Source organism: Ferdinandcohnia sp. GQ5 (genome assembly GCF_059759275.1).
On record NZ_JCAXEW010000032.1, the window covers coordinates 1 to 25,790 of the forward strand.

A 25,790-nucleotide genomic window follows, 5' to 3' on the forward strand; every position below is an offset into this window, starting at 1 on the left:
TTATATATTATTATCGCGGGGTGGAGCAGTCTGGTAGCTCGTCGGGCTCATAACCCGAAGGTCGTAGGTTCAAATCCTGCCCCCGCAACCAAATGGTCCCGTGGTGTAGCGGTTAACATGCCTGCCTGTCACGCAGGAGATCGCCGGTTCGATCCCGGTCGGGACCGCCATATATACAAACACACGAAACTTTGTAGTTTCGTTTTTTTTATGCGGAAATTTAAACCATTTGAAAAAACCACAGCTACTGATGCTGTGGTTTTTTCTATTTATGGTGTGAACATCTTATTACATTATTTATGTTTGATAACAACCTATAAAGTAAAACCTAATTGAAGGAGCAATGGATTTAAGAAAAAGGTAAAAATATAGAATTACTAGCCGGAACTTTCCGTAAAGCTTTTATCTAAAGCAATGAAAGGGAAAACTACGACTTAATACTGTTGGAATCCTCTTCATAAGGGTTATGAAGGGGAAAGTGAGCAAAGAAAATGGTGGAAATCCTCTTCATAAGGGTTATGAAGGGGAAAGTGAGCAAAGAAAATGGTGGAAATCCTCTTCATGAGGGTTATGAAGGGGAAAGTGAGCAAAGAAAATGGTGGAAATCCTCTTCATAAGGGTTATGAAGGGGAAAGTGAGCAAAGAAAATGGTGGAAATCCTCTTCATAAGGGTTATGAAGGGGAAAGTGAGCAAAGAAAACTCTGGAAATCCTCTTCATAAGTGTTATGAAGGGGAAAGCGAGCAAAGAAAACGGTGGAAATCCTCTTCATGAGGAGTATGAAGGGAAAAGTGAGCAAAGAAAACGGTGGAAATCCTCTTCACAAGGGTTTTGAAGGGAATAGTGAGCAAAGCAACCTATCGAAATCCCCTTCATGAGAAATGAAGGACCGAACACAGTAAGAATCCCAATCGAAATTCCTTCATGAAGCGAATGAAAGCCCGCCCGCAGCGCGATCCCCAATCGAAAGTCCTTCATCGAGCTAATAGTCTAACCCCAATCGAAGATCCATCATCAACTCAACACCAATAATAAATATTACCATCCGATCCGTACATAACCACCTCCGCACCTATCTCACTTAACAACCAATTTTTTATTTCTTTTTTGCTGATTTTGTTGAAATACGGTAAACTTATAATGATGTACTAAGGTCCTTAGGAGTTGTCCTAAGGCTTTTTTTACTACTTGTGTTTTATAGTTTCTTTCGACTTAATAGGAGTGACTTTGATGGCTTTGCAGGACGAATTTCACTTTATTGATCAAATTAAACCAAAACGTGTTGCCAAATCCGGACTAATTGCAGGTATAGGTGACGATGCTGCGCTGTTTCGTCCAACACAAGATATGGAACAAGTCATTTGCATGGATACGATGGTAGAGGGTGTTCATTTTACTTCTCAAACAATGGACCCATTTCAAGTGGGTTATAAGGCATTGGCTGTTAATATTAGTGATATTGCAGCGATGGGTGGAATTCCAACCTACTATTTAGTGTCGATTGCAATTCCAAAAGAATGGAATGAAACAGATTTGTTATCGATTTATGAAGGTATGGCAATGCTAGCAGATAGGTACAAAATGGATTTAATCGGTGGCGATACGGTTTCGATTGCTGAGACGTTGGTTATTACGGTGACTGTTCTAGGTGAGGTTGAGAAAGATACTCATTTATTACGAAGCCATGCACAGCCAGGAGATATTGTTTTTGTCACAGGATCGGTAGGGGATTCTGCTGCTGGTTTAAATTTATTATTACATAATGGTAAGGACCATCCTTTTACTGAGCCAGAGAAAACTCTTATCCACAAACATCAGTATCCGAAACCGAGAGTGGAAATGGGGAGATTACTATCAACTTTCCAAAGAGTTTCTTTGAACGATATTAGTGATGGTCTAGCAAGTGAAACAAATGAGATTGCAAAAGCGAGTGGTGTCACTTTAACAATAGATTTTGATAAAATTCCATTCAGTGAAGCCATATTAGATCAATATAAAGACCGTGCACTTGAGTTTGCGTTATATGGTGGAGAGGACTTTGAATTGATCGGCACTATGGCTGCATCGGATTGGGCTATACTAGAGAAAAAAGCAAAAAAACATGGTTATGTCCTTTCAAAAATTGGGACTGTCTCGGAAGGTGGTCCTGCTGTATTTTTGAATCGAGGCAAGGAACTTCAAAAGCTTGAGATGAAAGGGTATAATCACTTTAACTCTATTCAGCAGAATCCCAACTCAGAGAAGTAGTATGTAAAAAGTGTACGATTTTAGGTAGGGATTTAACTCAGCTGAATAAAGTTATGGCCTCCGGCGGATGCCACGATTTTTCAAAGGAAATTTTTTGAGCTTGCTCAAAAAAAATCGTGCGCAAATACGCCAAGGCGCATTTGATGAAATAAGGTGGAATATATGGATAAATTTGAGTTTATTACAAATACACCCGATGAAACGGGGAGTTTTTCATATCGTTTGGCCGAAAAGCTTGGGCCAGGTGATGTGATAACTCTTGAGGGTGATTTAGGGGCAGGAAAAACTACGTTTACTAAGGGCCTTGCAAAAGGAGTTGGCGTGACAAGAACGGTGAACAGTCCAACATTTACGATAATCAAGGAATACCAAGGGAGAATCCCGTTGTATCATATGGATGTATATCGTTTGGAACACAGTGATGAGGACCTGGGATTTGATGAGTATTTTGAAGGTGAGGGTGTGACTGTTGTTGAATGGGCTCATCTGATTGAAGACCGATTACCTAAGGATCGACTCACTATTAGGATTGAACACCAAGGGGATACGAGACGTAAGATTACGGTGATACCAATAGGGGAAAGGTATCAACATTTATGTGAGGAGTTATTTAGCGAATGAAAGTGTTAGCTATAGATACATCCAATTATGTATTGGGAGTTGCGATTGTGGATCAGGAGAAGGTGATTGGTGAGGTGATTACAAATCTGCCAAAAAACCATTCTGTCCGCGTGATGCCTACAATTGAACAGTTAATGAAGGAATGTGGGATTAAGCCAAAGGAGCTTGATAGAATCGTTGTCGCGATGGGCCCTGGTTCTTATACGGGTGTCAGAATCGGTGTAACGATTGCGAAAACACTGGCATGGTCATTGCAAATACCTTTAGTGGGAGTTTCAAGTTTAGAAGTCGTGGCGGCCAATGGTCGGCATTTTAATGGATCCATTTCGCCAATATTTGATGCAAGACGTGGCCAAGTTTATACAGGGCTTTATCAATATGAAGAAAAAAGGCTAACCTGCGTTGAAGAAGATAAAATTATTTTATTAGCAGATTGGCTAGAAGAACTTAGAAAGAGGGAAACACCGGTTCTTTTCATCGGTAATGATCTAGTTATCCACAAAGAACAGATAGAAACAGATTTAGAGCAATTCGCATATGTTGCACCATATACAGATTGGAATCCGAGACCAAGTGAGTTGGCCATATTAGGGATGGAGAAAGCGCCTGTAGATGTTCATACATTTGTGCCAAATTATATACGTTTGGCAGAGGCGGAGGCGAATTGGTTAGGGAAGAGGCAGGGGTAAGAATGGAAGAGATCATTAATCAACAAATTTTGTTTCGTTTCATGACAATAGAAGATATTGATGGTGTGATGAAGGTTGAGAAATCAGCATTTACAGTACCTTGGAAGAGGGAAGCCTTCTATAATGAGCTTGTTCATAATCAGTTTGCCAAATATATTGTCATGACTGATAACGATCAAGTGATTGGATATTGTGGAATGTGGCTTATTTTGGATGAGGCTCATATAACCAATATCGCAGTTCTTCCTGAATACAGAGGGAAAAAGCTTGGGGAAGCCTTACTTATGCAGGCAAAGCTTTTAGCGATGCAGCACCAGGCTGCTACAATGACGCTTGAGGTCAGAGTATCTAATCATGTTGCCCAAAACCTTTATAAAAAATTAGGGTTTAAGCCTGGTGGGATCCGAAAAAATTACTATACTGATAATAACGAAGACGCGCTAGTTATGTGGGTGAATTTAAATGAGTGATAACCAAATAATCATGGGAATTGAAACAAGCTGTGATGAGACGGCTGTTTCAATCGTACAAAATGGACGAGAAATATTATCAAATGTTGTATCATCTCAAATCGAAAGTCATAAACGCTTTGGCGGAGTCGTTCCAGAAATCGCCTCAAGGCATCATGTTGAAGCTATTACACTGGTAATTGAAGAAGCTTTAAAACAGGCAGATAAGAGTTTTGAGGATATTGATGGTATTGCAGTGACGGAGGGCCCTGGTTTAGTAGGAGCATTGTTAATAGGTGTTAATGCTGCTAAAGCAGTAGCATTTGCCCATGATATTCCGCTATTAGGAGTCCACCATATTGCAGGTCATATTTATGCAAATCGATTGGTTGAGGAGCTGGAGTTTCCATTATTGGCATTGGTTGTTTCAGGGGGCCATACAGAGCTTGTCTACATGGAGGAGCATGCATCTTTTAAAGTGATTGGGGAAACAAGGGATGATGCTGCTGGTGAGGCATATGACAAGGTGGCTAGAACTCTTAACCTTCCATATCCAGGTGGGCCACACATTGATCGACTTGCACATGAGGGAACAGCAACGATTGATTTACCGAGAGCTTGGCTAGAAGAGGATTCTTACGATTTTAGTTTTAGTGGATTAAAATCTGCTGTTATTAATACCCTTCATAATGCTGAACAACGAGGAGAAACCATTGATCCGAAGAATCTAGCAGCAAGCTTTCAGGAAAGTGTGATCGATGTCCTAGTGACTAAAACAGTGAAGGCAGCTAAAGAATATAAGGTAAAACAAGTATTACTAGCTGGTGGGGTTGCCGCAAATAAAGGGCTTCGTGCAGCTTTAGAGCATGCATTTTCTGATATGCCAGAGGTTAAACTCATTATTCCTCCACTTTCATTATGTACAGATAACGCTGCAATGATTGCTGCAGTTGGTAGTGTGTTGTACGAAAAAGGAAAGCGTTCGTCTTACGCATTGAATGCTAATCCTGGGTTAGACATTGAAAGATAGTCAAAAAGTCCTCTTTTATTAAAGAGGGCTTTTTTGTTGATAAATAATCCACATAATCACAGGTTTTGTGGAAAACTTATAAAAAGTACCGAAATAACTAATATGTATTTGTGGACACTTTTTGTGGATAAGTCTGTTGATAAGTGTGGATTATGTGGATAACGTGGATAAGATAGTGTATAACTATATTTTTTTGTGTAAATAATCAAAAAAATTCCCCATTCTAAAAATTAGAGATGGGGATATCTTTATTTTGTTGATAGGTGTAAAGTTCTAGGATGTTAGTTATCCACTGATTTCGTGGAGAGATTCCCATTCTTCCATAAGCGCTTCAAGTTTTGCTGAGGATTTTTCGTTTTCTTCATTAATTCGTTGAACTTCCTCATGATTTTGATAGACTTCTGGATCACAGAGAAGCTGTTCATTTTCTTCGATTTTTTCTTCGATTGTTGAAATTTCCAACTCGATTTCTTCGATTCTGCGTTTTCTTTGACGCTCAAGCTTCTTTAATTGTTTTTCTTGTTCATAGGATGTCTTTTCTTGGACCACTTCACGTTTGGTGTTCTTTGACTCTTGGGCTTCTAGCCTTGCGAGTTCCTCCATTTCAAACTTCTTTTCAAGGTGGTAGTCATAATCACCTAAGTATTCTGTAAGTCCTTCATTAGATAACTCAAACACTTTTGTTGCAATGCGGTTAATAAAATATCGGTCATGGGAAACAAAAAGGATTGTACCGGGATAATCAATTAGAGCATTTTCAAGTACTTCCTTACTATCAAGGTCTAAGTGGTTGGTAGGCTCGTCAAGAATGAGAAAATTAGATTTCTCCATCATTAGCTTCGAAAGGGCAAGTCTTGCTTTCTCGCCACCACTTAAGGTTGAAACGGTTTTTAACACATCATCCCCTGAGAAGAGAAAGTTTCCAAGAACCGTACGGATTTCTTTTTCAGTTTTAAGAGGGTATTCGTCCCATAATTCATTTAAAACTCGCTTGTTCGAGTTGAGGTCCGCTTGTTGTTGATCATAGTAACCGATGGTCACATGTGAACCAAAGCGAAATGTTCCCTCTACGTTGTCGAGTTTTTCAATAATTGCTTTTAGTAAGGTTGATTTTCCGATTCCGTTTGGACCCACTAAAGCAATGCTATCTTCACGGTAAATATTGAAATTAATATTTTTGATTATCGGTTTGCCTTTTTCGTACGAAACGGTGATATCTTTTGCACTTAGTACGTCATTTCCACTTTGCCTCTCGATTTCAAATCGGAAGGAAGCTGACTTTTCATCACCTAATGGCCTGTCCATTAGCTCCATTCTTTCAAGTTGCTTTCGTCTACTTTGGGCACGCTTGGTGGTTGAAGCTCGAACTAGGTTTTTTGCGATGAAATCCTTTAGCTTTTCCACTTCTTCTTGTTGTTTTTCATATTTTTTCAACTCAAGTTCGTAGTTTTCAGCCTTGAGTTTTAAATAGTTGCTATAGTTACCGACATATCTGGTGCTTGTGTGTCTTGAAATTTCATAAACTTGGTTGACCACTTTATCAAGGAAGTATCGGTCATGGGATACGATTAATAGTGCTCCAGGATATCCTTGTAGATATTGTTCTAGCCACGTAAGTGTGTTGATATCAAGGTGGTTAGTTGGCTCGTCCAAGATTAACAGATCAGGCTTGGTTAGTAATAGTTTACAAAGGGCAAGGCGTGTCTTCTGACCGCCGCTTAAGCTGGATATTTTGGTTTGGTAGTCTTCTTCTGTAAAATTAAAACCATGTAGAATGGATCGAATATCAGCTTCGTATTGATAGCCTCCCTTTTCCTTAAAATCAACCTGTAGCTGATCATATTCTTCAAGTAATTTTTGGTAATCATCCGGATTTTCAAAGAGGGATGGGTCTCCCATTTTAACCTCTAAGTCTCTAAGGTCTTTTTCAAGCTTTTGTAAGGAGGCAAAAACAGTTAGCATTTCCTCCCAGATGGTCAAACTCGATTCAAGTCCTGTATTCTGAGCGAGGTAATCAATGGTAACACTTTTCGGTTTGATAATTTCACCGCCATCATGAGACATATGGCCAGCAATAATTTTTAAAAGTGTTGATTTTCCAGCACCGTTTCGTCCAACGATGGCAATACGGTCACGAGTTTGTACTTCTAACTTTATATTCGATAATATAAGATCAGCAGCAAAATACTTTTTGAGCTGATTTACTTGTAGTAAAATCATGTTATTTCACCTCTTGTTTCTATCATCAGTGTATCTTATATTGTCTAATTAGAGCAACTGCAATGATATTGTTCACAGATGTATCAAAGACAGATGTGTTAAAATAGTGTATAGTTTATGGGAGGGTTTGTTTATGTCATCATTTACCCATTTTAATGAGCAAGGTCGTGCCAAGATGGTCGACATTACGGAAAAAGCAGATACTGTCCGTACAGCAATTGCAAAATCAAGTATTACTGTAAATAAAATCATTTATGAGCAAATAATAAATAATGAGGTTAGTAAGGGTGATGTCCTTGCTGTTTCTCAGGTTGCCGGGATTATGGCAGCCAAAAAGACGTCAGAGTTAATTCCGATGTGTCATCCATTGGCATTAAAGGGCGTTGATATACGTTTTAGCTGGACAATCCAAGATGAATATATTTTAAATATCACGGTTTCAGTTAAAACAAAGGGCAGTACAGGTGTCGAAATGGAAGCACTTACTGCTGCATCTGTTTGTGCGCTAACTGTCTATGATATGTGTAAAGCGGTTGATAAAGGAATGGTCATTGGACCAACTTATTTGGCTGAAAAAACAGGTGGAAAGAACGGAGATTTTATAAGGGAGCTATAGTTAGTTCCAAGTTAGTGGAGGAATTAAGGTGAATCTTGAACAATCAAAAATACCACAAGCAACTGCCAAAAGGCTGCCACTTTACTATCGATTTTTGAAAAATTTGCATGCCTCAGGAAAACAGAGGGTTTCATCTGCAGAACTAAGTGATGCGGTTAAGGTTGATTCCGCAACAATTAGGAGAGATTTTTCTTATTTCGGAGCATTGGGAAAAAAAGGGTATGGTTATAATGTCAATTATTTATTATCCTTTTTTAGTAAGACCTTAGATCAAGACGAGTTAACGAAGGTTACTTTAATCGGTGTAGGGAATTTAGGTACAGCATTTTTACATTATAATTTTTCAAAAAATAATAATACAAAAATTGAGCTTGCGTTTGATGTGGATTATAATAAGGTAGGTAGTAGTATTGGTGGAGTAAAGGTACACCATCTTGATGACCTGGAAAAAGAATTGCCTGATGATGTAACGGTGGCTATTCTAACGGTGCCGGTTGGGGCAGCTCAGTCGATTACAGACCGCTTGGTTAATAAAGGGATCAAGGGTATTCTTAATTTTACCCCAGCACGAATCAATGTGCCTGAACATATTCGGGTTCACCATATTGATTTGGCCGTAGAACTACAAGCCCTTGTATATTTCTTAAAGCATTATTCAAATGATTCAAATGATTCAAGTGAAGAATAATAATAGATCTTATAATTGTAGGGAGGTGACTTACAGTGGGAAGTCTTGGATTCGGTAGTATTTTATTGATTGTATTTGCAGCGTTATTAATCTTTGGACCGAAGAAGTTGCCTCAACTAGGAAAAGCAGCGGGTAATACATTGCGTGAGTTTAAAAACGCAACAAAAGGTTTAGCAGACGATGACGATGATGATGTTAAGAAGAATGAAACTCAAGATGTGAAGTAATGATAGGATGAGTCACATGAATGAAAAAGAAATGTCCGTCTATGATCATATTGGAGAGTTACGAAAACGACTGATCTACGTAGTCGTTTTCTTCTTCATTGTTGCATTAGGAAGCTTTTTTCTCGCAGAGCCAGTTATTCTCTATTTGCAAAATGCAGAGGAAGCAAAAGAGCTGACAATGAATGCTTTTCGTATGACAGATCCAATTAAAATCTATATGCAATTTGCTTTTATCATTGCCCTTGTTATCTCATCTCCTTTTCTCCTTTATCAACTTTGGGCCTTCATCAGTCCTGGCTTATATGAAAAGGAAAGAAAGGTAACCTTGAGTTATATTCCGCTTTCGGTAATCCTTTTTCTAATAGGAGTTTCTTTCTCCTACTTTATTTTGTTCCCGTTTGTAGTGAACTTTATGACAAGGTTAGCGGTACGCCTTGATATAAATCAGGTGATTGGAATTAACGAATATTTTCAATTCCTGTTGCAATTGACTTTACCGTTTGGCTTTTTGTTTCAACTGCCGGTTATTGTGATGTTTTTAACAAGATTGGGAATAGTAACACCGATGTTTCTATCTAAAATACGAAAGTTCGCGTATTTTATTCTATTAGTCATCGGAGGTTTAATCACACCTCCTGAAATAATCTCGCATTTAATGGTTACAGTACCGTTATTCGGATTATATGAAATCAGTATTCTTGTATCAAAAAGTGCCTACAGGAAGGCACTAAAAGCAGAAATGGAAGCGGCAAATTCGATAGAGTAGGGAAGTCTATAAAAAAAATAACCTCCGTTGTGAGGTTATTTTTTTGTTTTTGAGATCTTTTTTATTTTACTGTGAAGGACAAACATTCGGATAGCCACACCAAAGTCGAATGTTGCGACAAGTGCTAGAAGGATGGTAGAGAAGTTCCAAACGGTCTCTGTTGCACTATTAATCGCAATATAGGTAAACAGAATCCCCATTAGCGTGTAAATGATGCCCATTACAAAAGGTGAAGTTCTTCGCATAAATTAAAAGCCTCCAATAAATGTCTGTTGCAGCTTCTCGGCTTGCTTCATGATCCTTTCTATATCATCTGCAAAAATCGTTTGAACCACTACAACAAAAGTATTCATTGCAACATGTGCAAAGATTGGAACGATAATCCGTTTTGTCCGTACATAAAGGAAGGCAAAGGTAAAGCCCATCGCTGTATAAATCAGAATATGCGTAAAGTCCATATGCACTACTGCAAAGATTAACGAACTAATCAGGGCAGAAATGAAAAAGTTAAATTTTTTATATAAGGAACCAAAAATAATTTGGCGAAAGATAATTTCCTCAAGGATTGGCCCAATAATGGAAACTACGATTATAAGCAGTGGTAGAGATTTTACCAAGGCCATAATTTCTTGGGTGTTCTCAGAACCAGCCTCAATACCAAGCAAATGAATCTCAATATTAGCTGCAATAACCTGAGCAGTCATTGCCATGAATATACCTGCTATTGCCCATCCAATCGCTTCTCCTTTTGAAGAACGATGAAGATTTTGATGTCTTTCATTAATATCTTGTCTTAATAAAAATAAAACAATCGGAAGTGCCGCCACAAAACTAATAACAGTCCAAAGGGCAATAATCGTATTCGGGTCAACATCATCTCCGATGCCTAAAAGCAATAGAAGCGGGATACCTAAAATTCCAGAGAACTGCATGATAATGTAAGTTAAAATGACATACCAATAACGAGCTTTCATGAAAATCTCCTTTAGTAGTTGGAATAAATATCAAGTTTTTATACTTTTGTCCACTTTTTGTATTGTATCATATATTCGCTTATATCCATTAGTATTATGCAAATTCAAATTTTCATTGAAGAAAGTAATTTGTTGGTTTATTTTTCCTGCATATAACATAGGATAGATAGGTGGGCCAAGTTTCGCATGATAAAATTGAACTTTTTTGTAAATTTCTATCTCAAATGACTTGCAAAATAAGTAGAGATTATTTAATATAATAATTGTGTTAGCACTCAGATGAGTTGAGTGCTAATAAGAAGACGAAACTAATTATCTATATTATTTGAGGAGGTTGTTTCACTTGTTAAAGCCATTAGGTGATCGCGTTGTTATTGAACTAGTTGAATCAGAGGAAAAAACTGCAAGCGGAATCGTATTACCAGATTCTGCAAAGGAAAAGCCTCAAGAAGGTAAAGTAGTTGCTGTAGGTACAGGTCGTGTATTAGACAGCGGTGAAAGAGTAGCTTTAGAGGTTGCGGTTGGTGATCGCATTATCTTCTCAAAATATGCTGGTACTGAAGTGAAATATGAAGGTACTGAATACTTAGTATTACGCGAAAGCGACATTTTAGCTGTAATCGGTTAATAGAAAAACAGCATTTTATATCATAGATTCTTAATTTTTTGAGGAGGGCTTAAGAATGGCAAAAGAAATTAAATTTAGTGAAGACGCTCGTCGCGCTATGCTTCGTGGTGTTGATGCTTTAGCAAACGCTGTAAAAGTAACATTAGGACCAAAAGGACGTAACGTTGTTCTTGAGAAAAAATTCGGTTCACCTCTTATCACAAATGACGGTGTAACAATTGCTAAAGAAATCGAATTAGAAGATGCATTCGAAAACATGGGTGCAAAACTAGTTGCTGAAGTTGCTAGTAAAACAAACGATGTAGCTGGTGACGGTACTACTACTGCAACAGTTCTTGCTCAAGCAATGATTCGTGAAGGCTTAAAGAACGTTACTGCTGGTGCAAACCCAATGGTAGTTCGTAGAGGCATTGAAAAAGCTGTAACAACAGCTGTTGAAGAATTAAAAGCTATTTCTAAACCAATTGAAGGTAAAGAGTCTATCGCACAAGTTGCTGCTATTTCTTCAGATGACAAAGAAGTTGGTCAATTAATCGCTGAAGCAATGGAGCGAGTTGGTAACGACGGTGTTATCACAATTGAAGAATCTAAAGGTTTCTCTACTGAACTAGAAGTAGTAGAAGGTATGCAATTTGACCGTGGATATGCTTCTCCATATATGGTAACTGATTCTGATAAAATGGAAGCAGTTCTTGAAAACCCATATGTGTTAATTACTGACAAAAAGATTTCAAGCATTCAAGAAATCCTACCAGTATTAGAGCAAGTAGTTCAACAAGGTAAGCCATTATTACTAATCGCTGAAGATGTTGAAGGTGAAGCACTTGCAACTCTAGTTGTGAACAAGCTTCGTGGTACATTCAATGCAGTAGCTGTTAAGGCTCCTGGATTTGGTGACCGTCGTAAAGCAATGCTAGAAGATATTGCTATCCTAACTGGTGGTCAAGTAATCACTGAAGATTTAGGTTTAGACCTTAAATCTGCTGACATCACTCAATTAGGTCGCGCTTCTAAGATTGTAGTAACAAAAGAAAATACGACTATCGTTGAAGGTGCTGGTGAATCTGACAAGATCGCAGCTCGCGTTAACAATATCCGTGTTCAAATGGAAGAAACTACTTCTGAATTTGACAAAGAAAAATTACAAGAGCGCCTAGCTAAATTAGCTGGTGGAGTTGCAGTTATCAAAGTTGGTGCTGCTACTGAAACTGAACTAAAAGAACGCAAACTTCGTATTGAAGATGCACTTAACGCAACTCGCGCAGCAGTTGAAGAAGGTATCGTTTCTGGTGGTGGTACTGCACTTGTGAATGTATACAATAAAGTAGCTGCTATCGAATTAGCTGGAGACGAAGCAACTGGTGTGAACATCGTACTTCGTGCTCTAGAAGAGCCAGTTCGTCAAATCGCTCACAACGCTGGTCTTGAAGGATCTGTAGTTGTTGAACGCTTGAAAAACGAAGAAATTGGTATTGGCTTCAACGCAGCAACTGGCGAGTGGGTAAACATGATCGACGCTGGTATCGTTGACCCAACTAAAGTTACTCGTTCTGCACTACAAAACGCAGCATCTGTATCAGCTATGTTCTTAACAACTGAAGCAGTAATTGCTGACCTACCAGAAAAAGATGCTCCTGCAATGCCTGACATGGGCGGCATGGGTGGAATGGGCGGCATGATGTAATCATGTCCTCCAGCCCTTGATATATAAGGGTTTTTGAGTAAGATAAGAGTGGAATGCTAACATTTTGCTAACATTGAGGCGAAATAATAGAGGCTTCTCATGAGTTCGTTGGAACTTGTGGGGGGCTTCTTTTTCATTTCTTCGGTTATATTACATAAACGTATAGGCAAAAAACGAATTCCTTGTATGGAATTCGTTTTTTATGGGGCCCTTTTGGAAAACTGTACCATGCTAGTGAGGCAAACTTTTTCTTCACCTAAATACTCCTTTGAGAGTTTATTTGTTAAAAGTAATTTCTCTTTATAAAAAGTTATACTAAAACTAAATTGCAATATAGCAGAGGAATTGCTAATTACAAAAAACATTTGACACATGCTTTTTTATGTTATATTATTATCTTGAATTCAAGATAATTAAATCTGAGATATTATCTTTTAGGAGGTGTTAGTGTGGCAAGAAAATGCACAAACCAACCATTTTTGATTTTAATGCAAACGTCAAGAGCACTCCAAGAGAGAATTAGAGACGATATGATGAAAAATAACTTAAGCATAACTGAGTTTTCAGTTCTAGAAGTTCTTTTTCACAAAGGTAAACAAACAATTCAACAGATTGGTAAGAGTGTCCTGATAACAAGTGGTTCAATGACATATGTAATAGATAGGTTAGAACAAAAAGGGTTTTTAAAGCGAAGTGCTTGTCCGGATGATCGACGTGCTATACATGTAACGTTGACTGATGCTGGATTTGAAATAATGAATAAAATAATGCCTGAACATGAGGATTTTGTAGATCGGGTTTTTGATTCACTAACCTCTAATGAGGTAGATACTCTGGTAGATTTTTTAAAAAGAGTAAAAGAAAAGGTAGAAAAGTAGTTCAAAGTAGTAAGGATATATTTTTTTTGTCATATGTCTTGGGATAAAGATACTTTAATTGAAGATTATATATAAATAGAATGGTTTTATTTTATTAGTAAAACATGATAGTAAATTAGTCAAAAAAAAGTAGGAGTGGTAAAAAGTGAGTAAAAAGACAAAGGGGATTCACCACATTACAGCAATAGTTGGTCATCCACAAGAAAATATAGATTTCTACGCAGGAGTTTTAGGGTTACGTTTAGTAAAGCAAACAGTAAATTTCGATGATCCAGGTACGTATCACCTTTATTTTGGAAATGAAGGTGGAAAACCAGGGACAATCATTACGTTCTTCCCTTGGGCAGACGCTTATCAAGGAAAAATTGGGGACGGTCAAGTAGGTGTAACTTCTTATGTTGTTCCTAAAGGAGCATTGGATTTTTGGGAATCGAGGTTAGAAAAGTTTGATATTCCTTACACTAAAATCACACGATTTGGAGAAATATATTTGGAGTTTGATGATCCACATGGACTTCACATAGAAATCGTTGAGAGAGAAGAAGGCGAAATCAATACTTGGACGTTCGGAGATGTAAGACCTGACGTTGCAATAAAAGGTTTTGGCGGCGCTACATTATTTTCAGCAAAGCCAGATAAAACAGCTGAAACACTCGAAAAAGTATTGGGTCTTGAAAAAGTAGATGAAGAAGGAGATTTTGTTCGTTATCGTTCTTCTGCAGATATTGGAAATATCATCGACCTTAAAGTTGTTTCAACTGGCAGAGGCCAAATGGGTGTTGGAACAGTTCACCATATCGCATGGAGAGCTAGTGATGACAAAGACCAATTAGATTGGCAAAAATATGTTGCTCAAAATGGCTACGGTGTAACTCCAGTACAAGACAGAAATTATTTCAATGCCATTTATTTTAGAGAACATGGAGAAATCCTATTCGAAATTGCAACAGATCCTCCTGGATTCGCACATGATGAATCACACGAAACAATGGGAGAACAATTAATGTTACCTGCACAATATGAGCAATATAGAGAGCAGCTCGAACACAGTTTAATTCCTATTAAGGTGAGAAAACTAGATTAATTTGAAAAGGAATGAATCCCATGCTTTCAATTGACCCTACTTCCATATCAGAAAGAGAAAATTATAAGTTTCTAATAGGAAGTATTATTCCGAGGCCTATTGCATTTGTTACAACTCTATCTGAAGAGGGAGTCTTAAATGGTGCACCTTTTAGTTATTTTAATATTGTCTCCTCAAATCCTCCGATGATTTCATTGTCAATACAACGTACAGAGGGCAGACAGAAGGATACTGCTAGAAACATTGCATCGTTAAAGGAATTTGTAGTCCATATTGTGGATGAACAAAATGTTGAAAAAATCAATAAAACAGCTGCAAGTTTACCACCAAATCAAAGTGAGATTGAATTAGCGGGATTAACATCGATTGAAAGTGTAAAGGTCTCTGTTCCTGGAGTGAAAGAAGCAAAGGTTCGATTGGAGTGCGTATTGGAACAATCTTTAGAACTGGGTGGGGTTAATTCTCCAGGTTGTGATTTTATCATAGGAAGAGTTGTTCAATATCATATTGAAGATGATATCTACTCAAAAGGGAGAATTGATCCTCGAGGGTTAGCTGCCGTGAGCCGGTTGGCTGGTGCCAACTATGCAAAAATCGGAGATCTATTTGAGATAGAACGACCTAAGTAAAGTCTAGAGGACAGGTAAGTTTAAAACCATCGATTCTAAAAACGGGGACGAGGGACCTGTCCCTCTGTCCCTATTGAATGGAGGGAATGAGATGCAAAGAACAGCGGGCATTCATCATATAACAGCAATGGTTAACGATCCACAGAGAAATATTGATTTTTATGCAGGTGTACTTGGGCTAAGGCTGGTTAAAAAAACAATTAATTTTGATCGCCCAGAGGTTTATCATCTGTATTTTGGAAATGAAACGGGAGAACCAGGAACTGTTATTACCTTTTTTCCATGGCCTAAACAGCTAAAAGGTCGCATTGGCATGGGGCAAGTAGGGGTTACAAGCTATTCTATTCCTCCTGGCTCGTTACAATTTTGGGAAGAACGTTTGCGTAAGTTCGGTGTTGAAGTTAAGTCTTCTATTCGCTTTGGGGAAAGTTATGTAACATTTAATGATCCAGATGGGCTTGTACTTGAACTAGTAGAGAGAAGCGAAGGACAAATCAACAATTGGAGTTCTGGCGGGGTTAAACCTAAGGATGCAATTAAAGGATTTGCTGGTGCAACTTTAATCTCCGCACAACCCAATAAGACTGCAGATGTACTTGAGAATGTATTAGGTCTCACATGCATTGGTGACGAAGAAGGTTTTCTTCGATTTAAGTCTGATGCATCGATTGGAAATGTCATAGATATTAAGTTAACTCCATCAGTTAGAGGTCTAATGGGAGCAGGAACTGTTCATCATATCGCATGGAGAGCAAAGGATGAAGAAGAACTTTTCAGATGGAGAAATCTTCTTCAAGAGAAAGGGTATCACCCAACTGAAGTACGGGACCGAAACTACTTTAAAGCTGTGTACTTTCATGAAGAGGGAGGAATCCTTTTCGAAATAGCGACCGACCCACCAGGTTTTTCAGTAGATGAGCCAACTAATGAGCTAGGTAAAAAGCTCATGCTTCCTACATGGTTAGAGTCAAAACGAGAAGAATTAGAAGAAAGCTTACCTTCTGTTGAGGTTCGCGTATTGGAAGGAGATAAATAATGAAGCACATATTTAATAAGGGTACAAATCCAGAAAAACCTACTTTATTAATGCTTCACGGTACAGGAGGAAATGAATTAGATTTGTTACCTCTTGCAGGAAGGATTGATGATGAGGCATCTATATTAAGTGTTCGTGGAAATGTTTTAGAAAATGGCATGCCACGTTTCTTCAGAAGATTGGCTGAAGGAGTTTTTGATATAGAAGACCTTATATTCAGAACAAAAGAATTAAATGAGTTTCTTGATGAAGCAGCTGACAAATATGAATTTAATCGCAATAACATTCTTGCAATTGGATATTCAAATGGAGCAAATATAGCAGCTAGTCTTTTATTTCATTACCAAGATGCAATAAAAGGGGCAATTCTTCATCATCCAATGGTTCCTCGTAAAGGAATTGAACTTCCTGATTTAACAGGGAAGTCCGTATTTATTGCTGCTGGAACGAATGATCCAATTTGCTCTCCTATGGAATCTACTGAGCTACAGTCTTTATTAGAAAAGGCAAATGCGAATGTAGAAATTCATTGGGAAAGTAGAGGTCATCAGTTGACAGTAACAGAAGTAGAAGCTGCTGCACAGTGGTATAAAAAATTATAATCTAAAAAATATTTTATAGGAGAAGAGAAAATGACACAAAAAAACGAAGTTGGAGCACTAATTTTACGACTTACACTGGGAATACTATTTTTTATACATGGTTTAGTAAAATTCCAAGGAGGAATTGAGAATACTGTCGGATGGTTTGAGAGTATTAATATACCTGGATTTATGGCATATGTAGTTGCTTTAATCGAACTAGTTGGAGGTATAGCACTAATTATTGGATTTGCTACTAGACTGGTATCTGTTTTAATTGCTCTAATAATGGTTGGAGCAATCATTACGGCTAAACTTCCTGTTGGTTTATTAGGAAATGGTCAAATGGCAGGATATGAATTAGATTTAGCCTTTCTAGCAATAGCTATTTATCTAGCGATTAATGGTAGTAAGTTACTATCACTAAATCGCGTACTGTTTAATCAAAATTCAAATGAACTAAAAAGTGCCGCCTAATAAGGAATGTAAATTTTAGAGAGTGGAATAATAGGAGGTGTATTAAATGGGTTTTTTATCAAAAATATTTGGTAAATCCTCAGAAAAGGAGATAGTGAATATGTCGAATGTTAAATTAGCAGTTATTTTTTACAGCATGGGTGGTACAAACTATCAATTAGCAAAATGGGCTGAAGAAGGTGCAAAAGAAGCTGGAGCAGAAGTCAAAGTTTTAAAAGTACAAGAATTAGCTCCTGAATCCGTAATCGAGGGAAATGAAGTATGGAAAGGAACTGTTGAAGCAACGAAAGACGTTCCAGTGGCAACATCGGCTGATCTAGAATGGGCAGATGCTATTATATTCAGTGTACCAACACGATTTGGTAACATGCCATCACAAATGAAACAATTCCTTGATACCCAAGGTGGACTTTGGGCTACTGGAAAAACGGTTAATAAAGTTGTAAGTGCAATGACTTCTGCACAAAATCCACACGGTGGACAAGAGGCAACACTTCTTTCGTTATACACAAGCATGATGCACTGGGGTGCTATTATTGCAACACCTGGTTATACCGATCCTGTTATATTCGGAGCAGGCGGAAATCCATACGGAACAAGTGTTACTGTGGGTCAGGATGGAAAGATGATTGAGGATGTACAGGCAGCTGTAAAACACCAGGCAAAACGTACTGTTAATGTTGCTGAATGGGTTAAAAAAGGAAATCAATAATGTAATCCTAGGAGCTAATCAGGTATAGCTGATTAGCTCTTTTTTAATCATTTTAGAAAGGAAAAAACATCTTTTGTGAGTAGGGCAGACCAGAATGAGGAATCCGTATACAAGAATGGCGATCGGCTTATATACAAATTACTTCAATTTAAAAATGATTAATATTCTTTTTTCCTCAGGTATGAGCTTTCTTACTGAGCTTTTTCACCATTTTTGCAAAAATGATGGTTATTCTTTAAGGCATTGAGACAAAAGAGGATTTGGAAATTGCACAAGTCTATTTTGAAAAGTTCATTAGATATGACTATAAGATTTTTTATGTAGGAATCACTGCAATCCCTATAGTATATAATGGTGAGCCGGTAGTAGTTCAGCTACTGATTCGAGAATGGTTTTATTTAGAGAGAAAAAGACTAAGTAATGCTAACATAAGATAATAAGGATAAACGTAGGCTTCTCTATGTAAACTAGACTTTGTGAGAGGCCTTTTTTCTTTTGATAAAGTTACTAGGTGATGCATTGGCGTAATAATGGTGGAATAAACTAGTCCATATAATTATTTTGCTAACTTATCCCATAGTTCATAAAAATAGTAGATTTCTTCTATAATTGCTTTGTCATCTTTCACTTTTATGCCACCTTTTATTCGTGAAAGGGTCTCATTTATCTGGAATATATATTCCTTTTCTACGCTAAATTGAATTCTCCGGACAATCTTTTTCCATGCAGTTTCAGCATAATTGATCTTATTATTGGCTTTATCCCAATTCTTTTCTTTTACGTCAGCTTCGATTTGCTGTATGGTTTCATATAATCGGTCATCTTCTCCTAAAGGTTTTTTTAATAACGAGCCACTATTCATAATCAAAATAAAAAGTACTAATGTTAGAAGAGGGATAAGAAATAATAAAAACTTTTTCAATGTCTTCACCTCAACTATTTTAAAATGGTCCCTCATAGTCACCAATATCTGATTTTTTACTAACATGGTCTTCGTATACATCAATATATAATTTATCATTGGGTAAAATTAACGCATAAAATACTTGTTGAACATCATCTATACCTTTTGACCGTAATTGTTGCAATAACCAATTTCGATCTTTTTTTCTCTGCAATAAATTTTGATCAATAACTATCCCATCCTGTATGACCTCGGTGGATAGACCGCTTGGAGAAACGGGAATGTTTAGATCCTTTGGAGTTACGGGAAGATAATCGGATTTTTGTAGAACCGACAGTTTTCCATTTATTTCGAATATCGCTAAATCAACCTGTGTAATATCAAAAACTCCTCGATCACGAAGGAGCATTGTTAACTCGCTAATTTTAATTCGCATTTTCACTAAATTTTTTTCTAAAATCTTTCCATCCTCGATTACTACAGTTGGCTCTCCATCAAGAACCCTTCCTATGTAGCGATTTTTTACAGTTATAAATTGTAATAGAAAAGTAAATAGGGCAAAACCGGCTAAACCGACCCAGTGTGCCCAAGCCTTTGAAGATAAGTCAGTGGCTAATGAGGCTGCAATGGAACCGATTGTAATACCGTTTACATAATCAAAAAAAGTCAATTGTCCTACTTCTTGTTTCCCGAGAATTCGAGTGAAAATTAAGAGAGTAAAAAAAGAAATAATAACTCTTACAAAGACAACAAGAGCTTCATCAAACATATATATCCTCCTCTAAAAGTACCTCCCTTATAATATTTCCAAAACTAGGAGATTTAGCATAATTGAAGAGTGTCAGTAAATCGTGCCCATGATAAATGACTCTTGTTACATTATGTAAATTATAATAATGTAAAAATGCCATCAGTGTGCTAATTTTATATTTGCTTTGGATATGCAGAGGCTTACAATAGATTGATTTATTAGGAATGGTGAAGAAAAATGCTATATATGTGGCATATCGAGAAAATAATTATAGATACGTTATTAGAACTCAATCTAAAAATAAATGTTGAATCTAGCGATAATCTCAAAGTTCCGATGAGTTATAATGTAACAACAAATACGATAAAGTTTAATTACTTACAAATTAACGGATATAAATCTAAAATTAATTTTAAAGTAAAAGAAACAGATGTTAATTTCGTAAAGCTTATTCTATATCGTCAGCTTGGTTATTACTTAGAATTTAGAAAAAATACACGAGTTTTAAAGACTCTTATTTATGGAGAGGAAAAAGAGAAGGAACAGCTTTTAGCAGAAATCGAAGAGAATGCCTGGGATTATGGGAGATCACTGGTACCTGAATATCTATCAAAAGCATATGATCAAGTACGTGAGTTAGATAAATTACTTTTAAAAGATTGAAGGATTCTAAGAATTCTCTATGAATAGTTCTTTTTTCTTTCGTATCGCTGGGCGATATAACACTTGCAAATATACTTGAAAACCTTCATATTAATAGAAAGGAGGTGCGATATGAGACGCGATATACAACCTAATGAACAAGCTTACTCTTCCAAGGAAGTGGCGGAAAAGGTGGGGATAGCAACACCTACTGTCCGAAAGTATGGTCAAATCTTAGAACAGAATGGATATGAGTTTTTAAAAGATGGCGATCGGCGTATATTTGTTCAATCTGACATCGAAGTGCTTATAGCGCTACGCGATACGGACAAGTCTCTAGACGATACAGCTAAAGACCTTGTGGAACAACAAAAAGCGAGATTAGTAGAATCCAATGAAACAAATATTGCGCTAACCAATACATATGAAAATCTACCTCAAGATCCTAATCAATTAAAAGAGGTGTTAATGTTTTTAGCAAATGAACTTGCGGCCACTCGAGAAATGAATGTTCAACTGACTAATGAAATGGTAGAGCTTAAAACAAAGGTATCTCGACTTCAGCAAGATCATCATATTATAAGTTCTACGATTGGAAATTCAGCGCAAAAAACGAATGCTAAAATTGAAAAATTAACTGAACAACAAAAGAACCATTATGAAACATTGCTGGAACAAGAAAAACAAAAATCTGACCTTTTACAAAAAGAAATACAGAGTATGCGGGACGAACAGAAAAGAGAATGGAATTCACAAAGTGAATTTAATAAACGCTTGGAAGAAGCAATACATAAACCAAAAGAAAAATGGGGAGGAATCTTCTCGATATTTCGAAAATGAGTCCTCTTGAATAGCGTAATCTAGAAAGGGTTGAAGGACTCTTTTTTTTTGTATCGCTTGGCGATATATCCAACGATTTGGTCCTTCATGTATGATGTGAAATCATTTATTAAGCGATACGTTCAGTTGTAAAAAAGATTCCAGTAAATCATTAATAGTATTCAATAGGCAAGGGGGCTGTCCGCTATTCTTTGATTCATATCGCCAGGCGATATATGAGATTAGAAGAGAAGATAAATTGGAAAAAGCACCCCTAGTAATTAGCACTATATTTCAAAATTCTACAAATTCCCGGGAAATATCTACAAATTATGAGCATGTCATTGACAAATTAAGATAAATAACAACATAGAGGTGACAACATGAAAGGCCGAACACATTTAGCAATAGGGTTAGGAATAGGAGCGGTGGCGTCAGTAAACCAACCGCTTGAAATGATGCCTGTCATTTTAGTTGCATCAGGTGTAGCTTCCCTTGCTCCTGATCTAGATGGAAATAATCTATTAAATAAACGTGTAACTAAGACGGCTAAACTAATTAAGAAGAGTGGCGTATTTGTCGGTGGAATATTAATGGTCCTGGCTTTAGTTACATATTTCTTAGACGTCAATTACTTGTCCTTCATAAATGATAAATGGTTTAGTCAACAAAACAGTCTTTTACTTTTTGGATGGGGAGCGGTAATTTTAGGACTTTCCTTTAAAGGTCAAGAAACATTGAAAAATATTCTAATGAGCATTTTAAGTTTGATCTTATTGTACTATGCAGCTACGAACGAATTGTGGTGGTTGATTATGTTTGCCTTATATATAGGGGGTGCGGGGTGGTTCGCTCATAGAGGGCCAACACATACGATATGGGCATTGATTTATTGGTGGTATATGTCGCATCTATTGGAAGTTAACACGAAGGTAGACGGTTTGGCTCTAATTTCAACGATTGCTTATCTTTCACATATCTTAGGAGATATGCTAACAAAAAAAGGGGTTAAATTTCTCTATCCGGTAATTAATAAAGTATTCCGATTCCGGTTCTAATAGTTGGACTAAGTAAGTAATTTATATTTTTTAACTAAGTAAGCCAAAAACATGAAATAAAATATGGGATTAGGTATACTAGAAGTATAAGTAATTCTAATATTTCTTAGACTGTTTTTTCTATAAAAACTAATGTCTAAGATTTAAAGCTTAACAGAAAGGTGGAAATGAAAATGAGTATGCTAGTAGCAGAAAAAAGGAAAGAAACTAAAAAAACAATCTTGAAAAAATTGAGGAGTGAAGGGAAAATCCCTGCAGTTGTATATGGTAGGTCCATACATACAGAGTCAATCTTGATTAATAACTCTGATTTAAGGAATGTAATCAAGGAAGTTGGTAGAAATGGTATTTTCTCTTTAAATGTTGATGGTAATTCAAAAAACGTTATTTTAAGAGATTACCAAAATAACCCTGTGACTAAGGAAATTATTCACGTAGATTTGCTTCAAGTAGATCAGAATACAGAAATTGATACAAGAGTAAGTGTAATCCTAAAAGGAATTTCTAATGGCGAGAAAGTCGGTGGAGTTGCTAAACAATTTGTTCATGAATTAGATATAACTGCTAAGGTGAATGATCTCCCTGATTTTATTGAAATTGACATTACTGAATTTGAAATCGGACACTCTGTTCGCGTAGCAGATATTAGAAAAGAGTACAGTAACTGTACAATCAAACATGAAGATGATGAAACGATTTTGTCAATCGACTATGTAAAAGCACAAGCCAATGAAGAGGAAGAAAGTGAAGTTGAAGTTTCGGGCGTCTAATCCTGCGATCTAACCTGGTAAGTTGAAAATAGGAATATAAGACAACCCAAAACTGCGTTTATAAGTGTAAAATAAATAGAATATAGATAGCAATACTTTTTTTAAAAAAATTTTAGTGAGTCTATAGTAGAAGCATTTATTTCTTCACTATAGGCTTTTTTTGTTAAGGGAATTATTTTCGTTTATCTGTTCGGATGAAGCTGAATCTAAAAAAAAAATCAATAATTCGGGTAAAACGCAATTCCCTTTATCCTTTATTTTTTAACACTTCTTGCAACATCATTTCCAAACGATCTAATCGGTCGATAATCGGTTGAAGGGCTTCCTCGAGTTGCGACCGCAAACGATCTGCTTTTTCATTTTCCATGCTTTATTTCCTCCGTTTTATCATTTTGTTAAGGACCTCTTTCATATAGGATGTGTTACAATGTGGATATATAATCACTCTTTTGTTTTAAGAAATTATAGTGATATGAGGGCGAGGGATTAGGTGAAATGCAATTAGTTTTTACATATGTAGTGACCCTTATTGCGATAGGGATCTCAGTGTTTATTTCGCTTTTTTTCAAAGCTGAACTAGAGCGAATGTTTCGCGAAAAAACGAGCGTGATTGCGTTCCATATATGTAATGTGCTTATTGTGTTAATGGTGTCGTTTGCTTTTCATATCGTATTTACAATTTATATATTTGAGAATGAAATAAACTTGCTGCTACAAATGCTTATTAACTTGTTTATCATCCTGCCGATTTATGTTGTCGGGAATATCATATTTGAAAAAAATAAATTTAGGTTTCGAAAATACAGACCTGTTGAAGATGGAAAAGTGCTCGTAATCAATGAAAAGTACTTGCAGAAGAAAAAAAGGTAAATTGAATAGTAGGAAAGACTACAACCAGGCTCTCGAAGAACGAGACCTGGTTTTCTTTGTCTTATCGTCATGTGAAGAGAGAAGTTAGGTCGTATCGAGTTATACTTCCCAAATACGGTACGAAGGCACTATAAGGATACTACATATAGTATATTTTGATAAAAAAACTGAAAATTTCAGCACATCCGGAGGATATTAGAGGATTTGGGAGTATCTTGGAAGGATAAACCACTATTCCCCCTCAAATTTTTCGAAAGAACGAAATATGCTAGTTTATCATGAGATATGCTAGATTATCAGGTTTGTCCGAAATTTATTATTCCTCTATACTTTTAATGTAGCCCTAAAAAGTTATCGCTGTTAAACAAATAGTGCATATTCCCTCTAAGAACAATAGTTCAAAAGATATATCCTCAAACGTCCTGAAAAATGTAGCCTTTACAAATCCTCTGCATTTTTCGCCTGGCTGAATAATGAATTATACCTATCTATTATTCTAATCAACCATAAAATTCAATAGGGAAGTTTTTTATAAACATAAGGAGGAATTTGTTATCGCTTGAAAATGAATATGTATTCATTTTGGGGTTATTCTTGATATAAACTCAGTAAGTTTATAGGTTTACTTACAAATTAAAAAAGGGGAGAAAATTATTTATGAAACGAAAGTTATTTACATTACTAACCGTTTTATTACTAGCCTTAGTAGGTTGTAGTAGTGAAGGCTCTTCAGGAGATGGAGAACCAGAAAAATTAGACAAAATTGTGTTAGCTGATGCTGGTTGGGATAGTATTCGCTTCCATAACAGCATAGCGCAAAGAATCCTTGAAGAAGGATACGGTTATGACACAGAGGTGACTGTGGGTTCAACACCTGCAACATTAGAAGGTCTACGTCAAGGTGACATTAATGTCTATATGGAAGTATGGACGGATAATGTCAAAGAGCTTTATAAAGAAATGACAGATGCTGGAGATATTGAAGAAGTATCTACAAACTTTAATGATAATAGCCAAGGGCTGTATGTTCCGACTTATGTCATTGAAGGTGACGAAGAAAGAGGAATTGAGCCGTTAGCTCCAGATTTAAAAACGGTTGAAGATTTGAAAAAATACCCTGAGGTTTTCCCAGACCCTGAGGATTCAAGCAAAGGACGAATTGTAGGGGCTCCTACTGGTTGGGCAGTTAACGAAACAATGACAGCAAAATACGAAACCTATGGATTAGATGAAACATTTAGTTATATTAGTCCTGGTTCAGATTCAAGTGCAGTTGCAACGCTTGTTGATGCTTATGAGAAAGGTGAAGGTTGGGTTGGATACTATTGGTCTCCAACATGGGTAACAGCAAAATATGATCTAACTCTTTTAGAAGAACCAGAATATAACGAAGAACAATGGAACAAAGATTTTGGTACTGCATTCCCACCGAACGATGTTGTTGTAGCAGTTCATAAGGACATGCCTGAACAAGCACCAGAGGTTGTGGAGTTCCTAAAAAATTATGAAACGAGTAACGACTTAACTGAAGAAGCACTTAACTATATGAATGAGAATGATGCTTCCGCCGAAGAGGCTGCTGATTGGTGGATGAAGCAGCACGAAGACATCTGGACTCCTTGGGTTCCGGAAGATATTGCAGAAAAAGTAAAAAGTTCATTAGAATAATATATTTGTAGTAGTTGGTGCTGCCAACTACTACATTTTTCAAAGATTTTTGTCGAAAAAAAGTGAGGTGAAT

At 36.8% G+C, this 25,790-nt stretch carries 29 protein-coding genes and 2 tRNA genes; 26 read left to right on the forward strand and 5 right to left on the reverse strand.

The window, feature by feature from the left end; all coding sequences use genetic code 11:
• Positions 1–14 precede the first annotated feature (14 nt).
• The 7 genes from AC6CHV_RS25195 to tsaD all read left to right on the forward strand — a co-directional run bounded on the left by AC6CHV_RS25195 (position 15) and on the right by tsaD (position 5,035).
• Positions 15–91, forward strand: a tRNA-Met gene (locus tag AC6CHV_RS25195).
• A 3-nt stretch (positions 92–94) separates the two neighbouring features.
• Positions 95–170: transfer RNA gene (locus AC6CHV_RS25200), tRNA-Asp, on the forward strand.
• A 1,059-nt stretch (positions 171–1,229) separates the two neighbouring features.
• On the forward strand, positions 1,230–2,246 hold the full coding sequence (gene thiL / locus AC6CHV_RS25205; RefSeq protein WP_498079886.1) for a thiamine-phosphate kinase: 1,017 nt from the start codon (positions 1,230–1,232) through the stop codon (positions 2,244–2,246).
• Positions 2,247–2,408: 162 nt separating this feature from the next.
• Complete coding sequence (gene tsaE / locus AC6CHV_RS25210) at positions 2,409–2,867, forward strand: tRNA (adenosine(37)-N6)-threonylcarbamoyltransferase complex ATPase subunit type 1 TsaE (protein WP_341329723.1); 459 nt, start codon at positions 2,409–2,411, stop codon at positions 2,865–2,867.
• Positions 2,864–3,556, forward strand: a complete 693-nt coding sequence (gene tsaB / locus AC6CHV_RS25215; protein ID WP_498079887.1) for a tRNA (adenosine(37)-N6)-threonylcarbamoyltransferase complex dimerization subunit type 1 TsaB — start codon at positions 2,864–2,866, stop codon at positions 3,554–3,556. The genes tsaE and tsaB overlap by 4 nt, the downstream gene beginning before the upstream one ends.
• A gap of 2 nt (positions 3,557–3,558) precedes the next feature.
• Positions 3,559–4,026: a ribosomal protein S18-alanine N-acetyltransferase gene (rimI, locus tag AC6CHV_RS25220; RefSeq protein WP_440274176.1), complete on the forward strand. Its 468-nt coding sequence runs from the start codon at positions 3,559–3,561 to the stop codon at positions 4,024–4,026.
• Positions 4,019–5,035 carry a tRNA (adenosine(37)-N6)-threonylcarbamoyltransferase complex transferase subunit TsaD gene (gene tsaD / locus AC6CHV_RS25225; RefSeq protein WP_498079888.1) on the forward strand — a complete coding sequence of 339 codons (1,017 nt, stop codon included), beginning with the start codon at positions 4,019–4,021 and terminating at the stop codon, positions 5,033–5,035. Before rimI ends, tsaD begins: the two co-directional genes overlap by 8 nt.
• Before the next feature lie 285 nt (positions 5,036–5,320).
• Here tsaD and AC6CHV_RS25230 read toward each other — a convergent pair whose 3' ends face one another.
• Positions 5,321–7,255, reverse strand: coding sequence for an ABC-F family ATP-binding cassette domain-containing protein (locus tag AC6CHV_RS25230; protein WP_440274164.1), 1,935 nt, complete (start codon positions 7,253–7,255; stop codon positions 5,321–5,323).
• Positions 7,256–7,388: 133 nt separating this feature from the next.
• On the opposite strand from AC6CHV_RS25230, the gene moaC reads away from it, so the two are divergent.
• Genes moaC through tatC form a run of 4 tightly spaced genes read left to right on the forward strand, consistent with a single transcriptional unit; the run spans position 7,389 to position 9,552 of the window.
• Positions 7,389–7,871 carry a cyclic pyranopterin monophosphate synthase MoaC gene (gene moaC, locus AC6CHV_RS25235; protein WP_341329727.1) on the forward strand — a complete coding sequence of 161 codons (483 nt, stop codon included), beginning with the start codon at positions 7,389–7,391 and terminating at the stop codon, positions 7,869–7,871.
• A 28-nt stretch (positions 7,872–7,899) separates the two neighbouring features.
• The gene (locus AC6CHV_RS25240; protein ID WP_121449575.1) at positions 7,900–8,559 is read left to right on the forward strand and encodes a redox-sensing transcriptional repressor Rex; all 660 of its coding nucleotides are present in this window, start codon (positions 7,900–7,902) and stop codon (positions 8,557–8,559) included.
• A 35-nt stretch (positions 8,560–8,594) separates the two neighbouring features.
• Positions 8,595–8,786 carry a twin-arginine translocase TatA/TatE family subunit gene (locus AC6CHV_RS25245; protein WP_010285546.1) on the forward strand — a complete coding sequence of 64 codons (192 nt, stop codon included), beginning with the start codon at positions 8,595–8,597 and terminating at the stop codon, positions 8,784–8,786.
• 16 nt (positions 8,787–8,802) lie between these two features.
• Complete coding sequence (gene tatC / locus AC6CHV_RS25250) at positions 8,803–9,552, forward strand: twin-arginine translocase subunit TatC (protein WP_498079889.1); 750 nt, start codon at positions 8,803–8,805, stop codon at positions 9,550–9,552.
• Between the two features lie 35 nt (positions 9,553–9,587).
• Here tatC and AC6CHV_RS25255 read toward each other — a convergent pair whose 3' ends face one another.
• Positions 9,588–9,797 carry a YdiK family protein gene (locus AC6CHV_RS25255; protein ID WP_341329730.1) on the reverse strand — a complete coding sequence of 70 codons (210 nt, stop codon included), beginning with the start codon at positions 9,795–9,797 and terminating at the stop codon, positions 9,588–9,590.
• A gap of 3 nt (positions 9,798–9,800) precedes the next feature.
• Positions 9,801–10,526, reverse strand: a complete 726-nt coding sequence (locus AC6CHV_RS25260; protein ID WP_341329731.1) for a CPBP family intramembrane glutamic endopeptidase — start codon at positions 10,524–10,526, stop codon at positions 9,801–9,803.
• Positions 10,527–10,869: 343 nt separating this feature from the next.
• Here AC6CHV_RS25260 and groES point away from each other — a divergent pair, with 343 nt between their 5' ends.
• The 9 genes from groES to wrbA all read left to right on the forward strand — a co-directional run bounded on the left by groES (position 10,870) and on the right by wrbA (position 18,235).
• The gene (gene groES, locus AC6CHV_RS25265; RefSeq protein WP_099355430.1) at positions 10,870–11,154 is read left to right on the forward strand and encodes a co-chaperone GroES; all 285 of its coding nucleotides are present in this window, start codon (positions 10,870–10,872) and stop codon (positions 11,152–11,154) included.
• Positions 11,155–11,209: 55 nt separating this feature from the next.
• Positions 11,210–12,838 (forward strand): chaperonin GroEL, encoded by a 1,629-nt coding sequence (gene groL / locus AC6CHV_RS25270; protein WP_121449571.1) that lies wholly within the window; start codon positions 11,210–11,212, stop codon positions 12,836–12,838.
• A gap of 449 nt (positions 12,839–13,287) precedes the next feature.
• Positions 13,288–13,716 (forward strand): MarR family transcriptional regulator, encoded by a 429-nt coding sequence (locus tag AC6CHV_RS25275; protein WP_498079890.1) that lies wholly within the window; start codon positions 13,288–13,290, stop codon positions 13,714–13,716.
• Positions 13,717–13,861: 145 nt separating this feature from the next.
• The gene (locus AC6CHV_RS25280) at positions 13,862–14,800 is read left to right on the forward strand and encodes a VOC family protein (protein WP_498079891.1); all 939 of its coding nucleotides are present in this window, start codon (positions 13,862–13,864) and stop codon (positions 14,798–14,800) included.
• A 20-nt stretch (positions 14,801–14,820) separates the two neighbouring features.
• Positions 14,821–15,429, forward strand: a complete 609-nt coding sequence (locus AC6CHV_RS25285) for a flavin reductase (RefSeq protein ID WP_498079892.1) — start codon at positions 14,821–14,823, stop codon at positions 15,427–15,429.
• 91 nt (positions 15,430–15,520) lie between these two features.
• On the forward strand, positions 15,521–16,465 hold the full coding sequence (locus AC6CHV_RS25290; RefSeq protein ID WP_498079893.1) for a VOC family protein: 945 nt from the start codon (positions 15,521–15,523) through the stop codon (positions 16,463–16,465).
• Positions 16,465–17,067, forward strand: a complete 603-nt coding sequence (locus AC6CHV_RS25295) for an alpha/beta hydrolase (RefSeq protein ID WP_341329737.1) — start codon at positions 16,465–16,467, stop codon at positions 17,065–17,067. The genes AC6CHV_RS25290 and AC6CHV_RS25295 overlap by 1 nt, the downstream gene beginning before the upstream one ends.
• 30 nt (positions 17,068–17,097) lie before the next feature.
• The gene (locus AC6CHV_RS25300) at positions 17,098–17,523 is read left to right on the forward strand and encodes a DoxX family protein (RefSeq protein ID WP_341329738.1); all 426 of its coding nucleotides are present in this window, start codon (positions 17,098–17,100) and stop codon (positions 17,521–17,523) included.
• 100 nt (positions 17,524–17,623) lie between these two features.
• Positions 17,624–18,235, forward strand: coding sequence for an NAD(P)H:quinone oxidoreductase (gene wrbA / locus AC6CHV_RS25305; protein WP_341329739.1), 612 nt, complete (start codon positions 17,624–17,626; stop codon positions 18,233–18,235).
• Positions 18,236–18,791: 556 nt separating this feature from the next.
• Here wrbA and AC6CHV_RS25310 read toward each other — a convergent pair.
• Entirely contained in the window at positions 18,792–19,166 is a 375-nt protein-coding gene (locus tag AC6CHV_RS25310; protein WP_341333467.1) for a DUF4363 family protein, read from the reverse strand.
• A gap of 10 nt (positions 19,167–19,176) precedes the next feature.
• Positions 19,177–19,908 carry a YetF domain-containing protein gene (locus tag AC6CHV_RS25315; RefSeq protein WP_341329740.1) on the reverse strand — a complete coding sequence of 244 codons (732 nt, stop codon included), beginning with the start codon at positions 19,906–19,908 and terminating at the stop codon, positions 19,177–19,179.
• A 219-nt stretch (positions 19,909–20,127) separates the two neighbouring features.
• Between AC6CHV_RS25315 and AC6CHV_RS25320 the strand changes: the two genes are divergently transcribed.
• From AC6CHV_RS25320 to AC6CHV_RS25345, 6 genes are all read left to right on the forward strand, one after another.
• On the forward strand, positions 20,128–20,553 hold the full coding sequence (locus AC6CHV_RS25320; RefSeq protein WP_341329741.1) for a hypothetical protein: 426 nt from the start codon (positions 20,128–20,130) through the stop codon (positions 20,551–20,553).
• A 111-nt stretch (positions 20,554–20,664) separates the two neighbouring features.
• Positions 20,665–21,372, forward strand: a complete 708-nt coding sequence (locus AC6CHV_RS25325; RefSeq protein WP_498079894.1) for a hypothetical protein — start codon at positions 20,665–20,667, stop codon at positions 21,370–21,372.
• Between the two features lie 362 nt (positions 21,373–21,734).
• The gene (locus tag AC6CHV_RS25330) at positions 21,735–22,409 is read left to right on the forward strand and encodes a metal-dependent hydrolase (protein ID WP_341329743.1); all 675 of its coding nucleotides are present in this window, start codon (positions 21,735–21,737) and stop codon (positions 22,407–22,409) included.
• Between the two features lie 173 nt (positions 22,410–22,582).
• Positions 22,583–23,179, forward strand: coding sequence for a 50S ribosomal protein L25 (locus AC6CHV_RS25335; protein ID WP_341329744.1), 597 nt, complete (start codon positions 22,583–22,585; stop codon positions 23,177–23,179).
• A 495-nt stretch (positions 23,180–23,674) separates the two neighbouring features.
• Positions 23,675–24,049 carry a hypothetical protein gene (locus AC6CHV_RS25340; RefSeq protein ID WP_341329745.1) on the forward strand — a complete coding sequence of 125 codons (375 nt, stop codon included), beginning with the start codon at positions 23,675–23,677 and terminating at the stop codon, positions 24,047–24,049.
• Positions 24,050–24,706: 657 nt separating this feature from the next.
• Positions 24,707–25,717, forward strand: coding sequence for an ABC transporter substrate-binding protein (locus AC6CHV_RS25345; protein ID WP_341329746.1), 1,011 nt, complete (start codon positions 24,707–24,709; stop codon positions 25,715–25,717).
• The last annotated feature ends 73 nt before the right edge of the window (positions 25,718–25,790 follow it).

Bases quoted from the DNA above. Each gene is read 5' to 3' on its own strand.
- thiL (WP_498079886.1), top strand. From the start codon at position 1,230: ATGGCTTTGCAGGACGAATTTCACTTTATTGATCAAATTAAACCAAAA.
- tsaE (WP_341329723.1), top strand. From the start codon at position 2,409: ATGGATAAATTTGAGTTTATTACAAATACACCCGATGAAACGGGGAGT.
- tsaB (WP_498079887.1), top strand. From the start codon at position 2,864: ATGAAAGTGTTAGCTATAGATACATCCAATTATGTATTGGGAGTTGCG.
- rimI (WP_440274176.1), top strand. From the start codon at position 3,559: ATGGAAGAGATCATTAATCAACAAATTTTGTTTCGTTTCATGACAATA.
- tsaD (WP_498079888.1), top strand. From the start codon at position 4,019: ATGAGTGATAACCAAATAATCATGGGAATTGAAACAAGCTGTGATGAG.
- AC6CHV_RS25230 (WP_440274164.1), bottom strand. From the start codon at position 7,255: ATGATTTTACTACAAGTAAATCAGCTCAAAAAGTATTTTGCTGCTGAT.
- moaC (WP_341329727.1), top strand. From the start codon at position 7,389: ATGTCATCATTTACCCATTTTAATGAGCAAGGTCGTGCCAAGATGGTC.
- tatC (WP_498079889.1), top strand. From the start codon at position 8,803: ATGAATGAAAAAGAAATGTCCGTCTATGATCATATTGGAGAGTTACGA.
- AC6CHV_RS25255 (WP_341329730.1), bottom strand. From the start codon at position 9,797: ATGCGAAGAACTTCACCTTTTGTAATGGGCATCATTTACACGCTAATG.
- AC6CHV_RS25260 (WP_341329731.1), bottom strand. From the start codon at position 10,526: ATGAAAGCTCGTTATTGGTATGTCATTTTAACTTACATTATCATGCAG.
- groL (WP_121449571.1), top strand. From the start codon at position 11,210: ATGGCAAAAGAAATTAAATTTAGTGAAGACGCTCGTCGCGCTATGCTT.
- AC6CHV_RS25285 (WP_498079892.1), top strand. From the start codon at position 14,821: ATGCTTTCAATTGACCCTACTTCCATATCAGAAAGAGAAAATTATAAG.
- AC6CHV_RS25290 (WP_498079893.1), top strand. From the start codon at position 15,521: ATGCAAAGAACAGCGGGCATTCATCATATAACAGCAATGGTTAACGAT.
- AC6CHV_RS25295 (WP_341329737.1), top strand. From the start codon at position 16,465: ATGAAGCACATATTTAATAAGGGTACAAATCCAGAAAAACCTACTTTA.
- AC6CHV_RS25300 (WP_341329738.1), top strand. From the start codon at position 17,098: ATGACACAAAAAAACGAAGTTGGAGCACTAATTTTACGACTTACACTG.
- wrbA (WP_341329739.1), top strand. From the start codon at position 17,624: ATGTCGAATGTTAAATTAGCAGTTATTTTTTACAGCATGGGTGGTACA.
- AC6CHV_RS25315 (WP_341329740.1), bottom strand. From the start codon at position 19,908: ATGTTTGATGAAGCTCTTGTTGTCTTTGTAAGAGTTATTATTTCTTTT.
- AC6CHV_RS25320 (WP_341329741.1), top strand. From the start codon at position 20,128: ATGCTATATATGTGGCATATCGAGAAAATAATTATAGATACGTTATTA.
- AC6CHV_RS25325 (WP_498079894.1), top strand. From the start codon at position 20,665: ATGAGACGCGATATACAACCTAATGAACAAGCTTACTCTTCCAAGGAA.
- AC6CHV_RS25330 (WP_341329743.1), top strand. From the start codon at position 21,735: ATGAAAGGCCGAACACATTTAGCAATAGGGTTAGGAATAGGAGCGGTG.
- AC6CHV_RS25335 (WP_341329744.1), top strand. From the start codon at position 22,583: ATGAGTATGCTAGTAGCAGAAAAAAGGAAAGAAACTAAAAAAACAATC.
- AC6CHV_RS25340 (WP_341329745.1), top strand. From the start codon at position 23,675: ATGCAATTAGTTTTTACATATGTAGTGACCCTTATTGCGATAGGGATC.
- AC6CHV_RS25345 (WP_341329746.1), top strand. From the start codon at position 24,707: ATGAAACGAAAGTTATTTACATTACTAACCGTTTTATTACTAGCCTTA.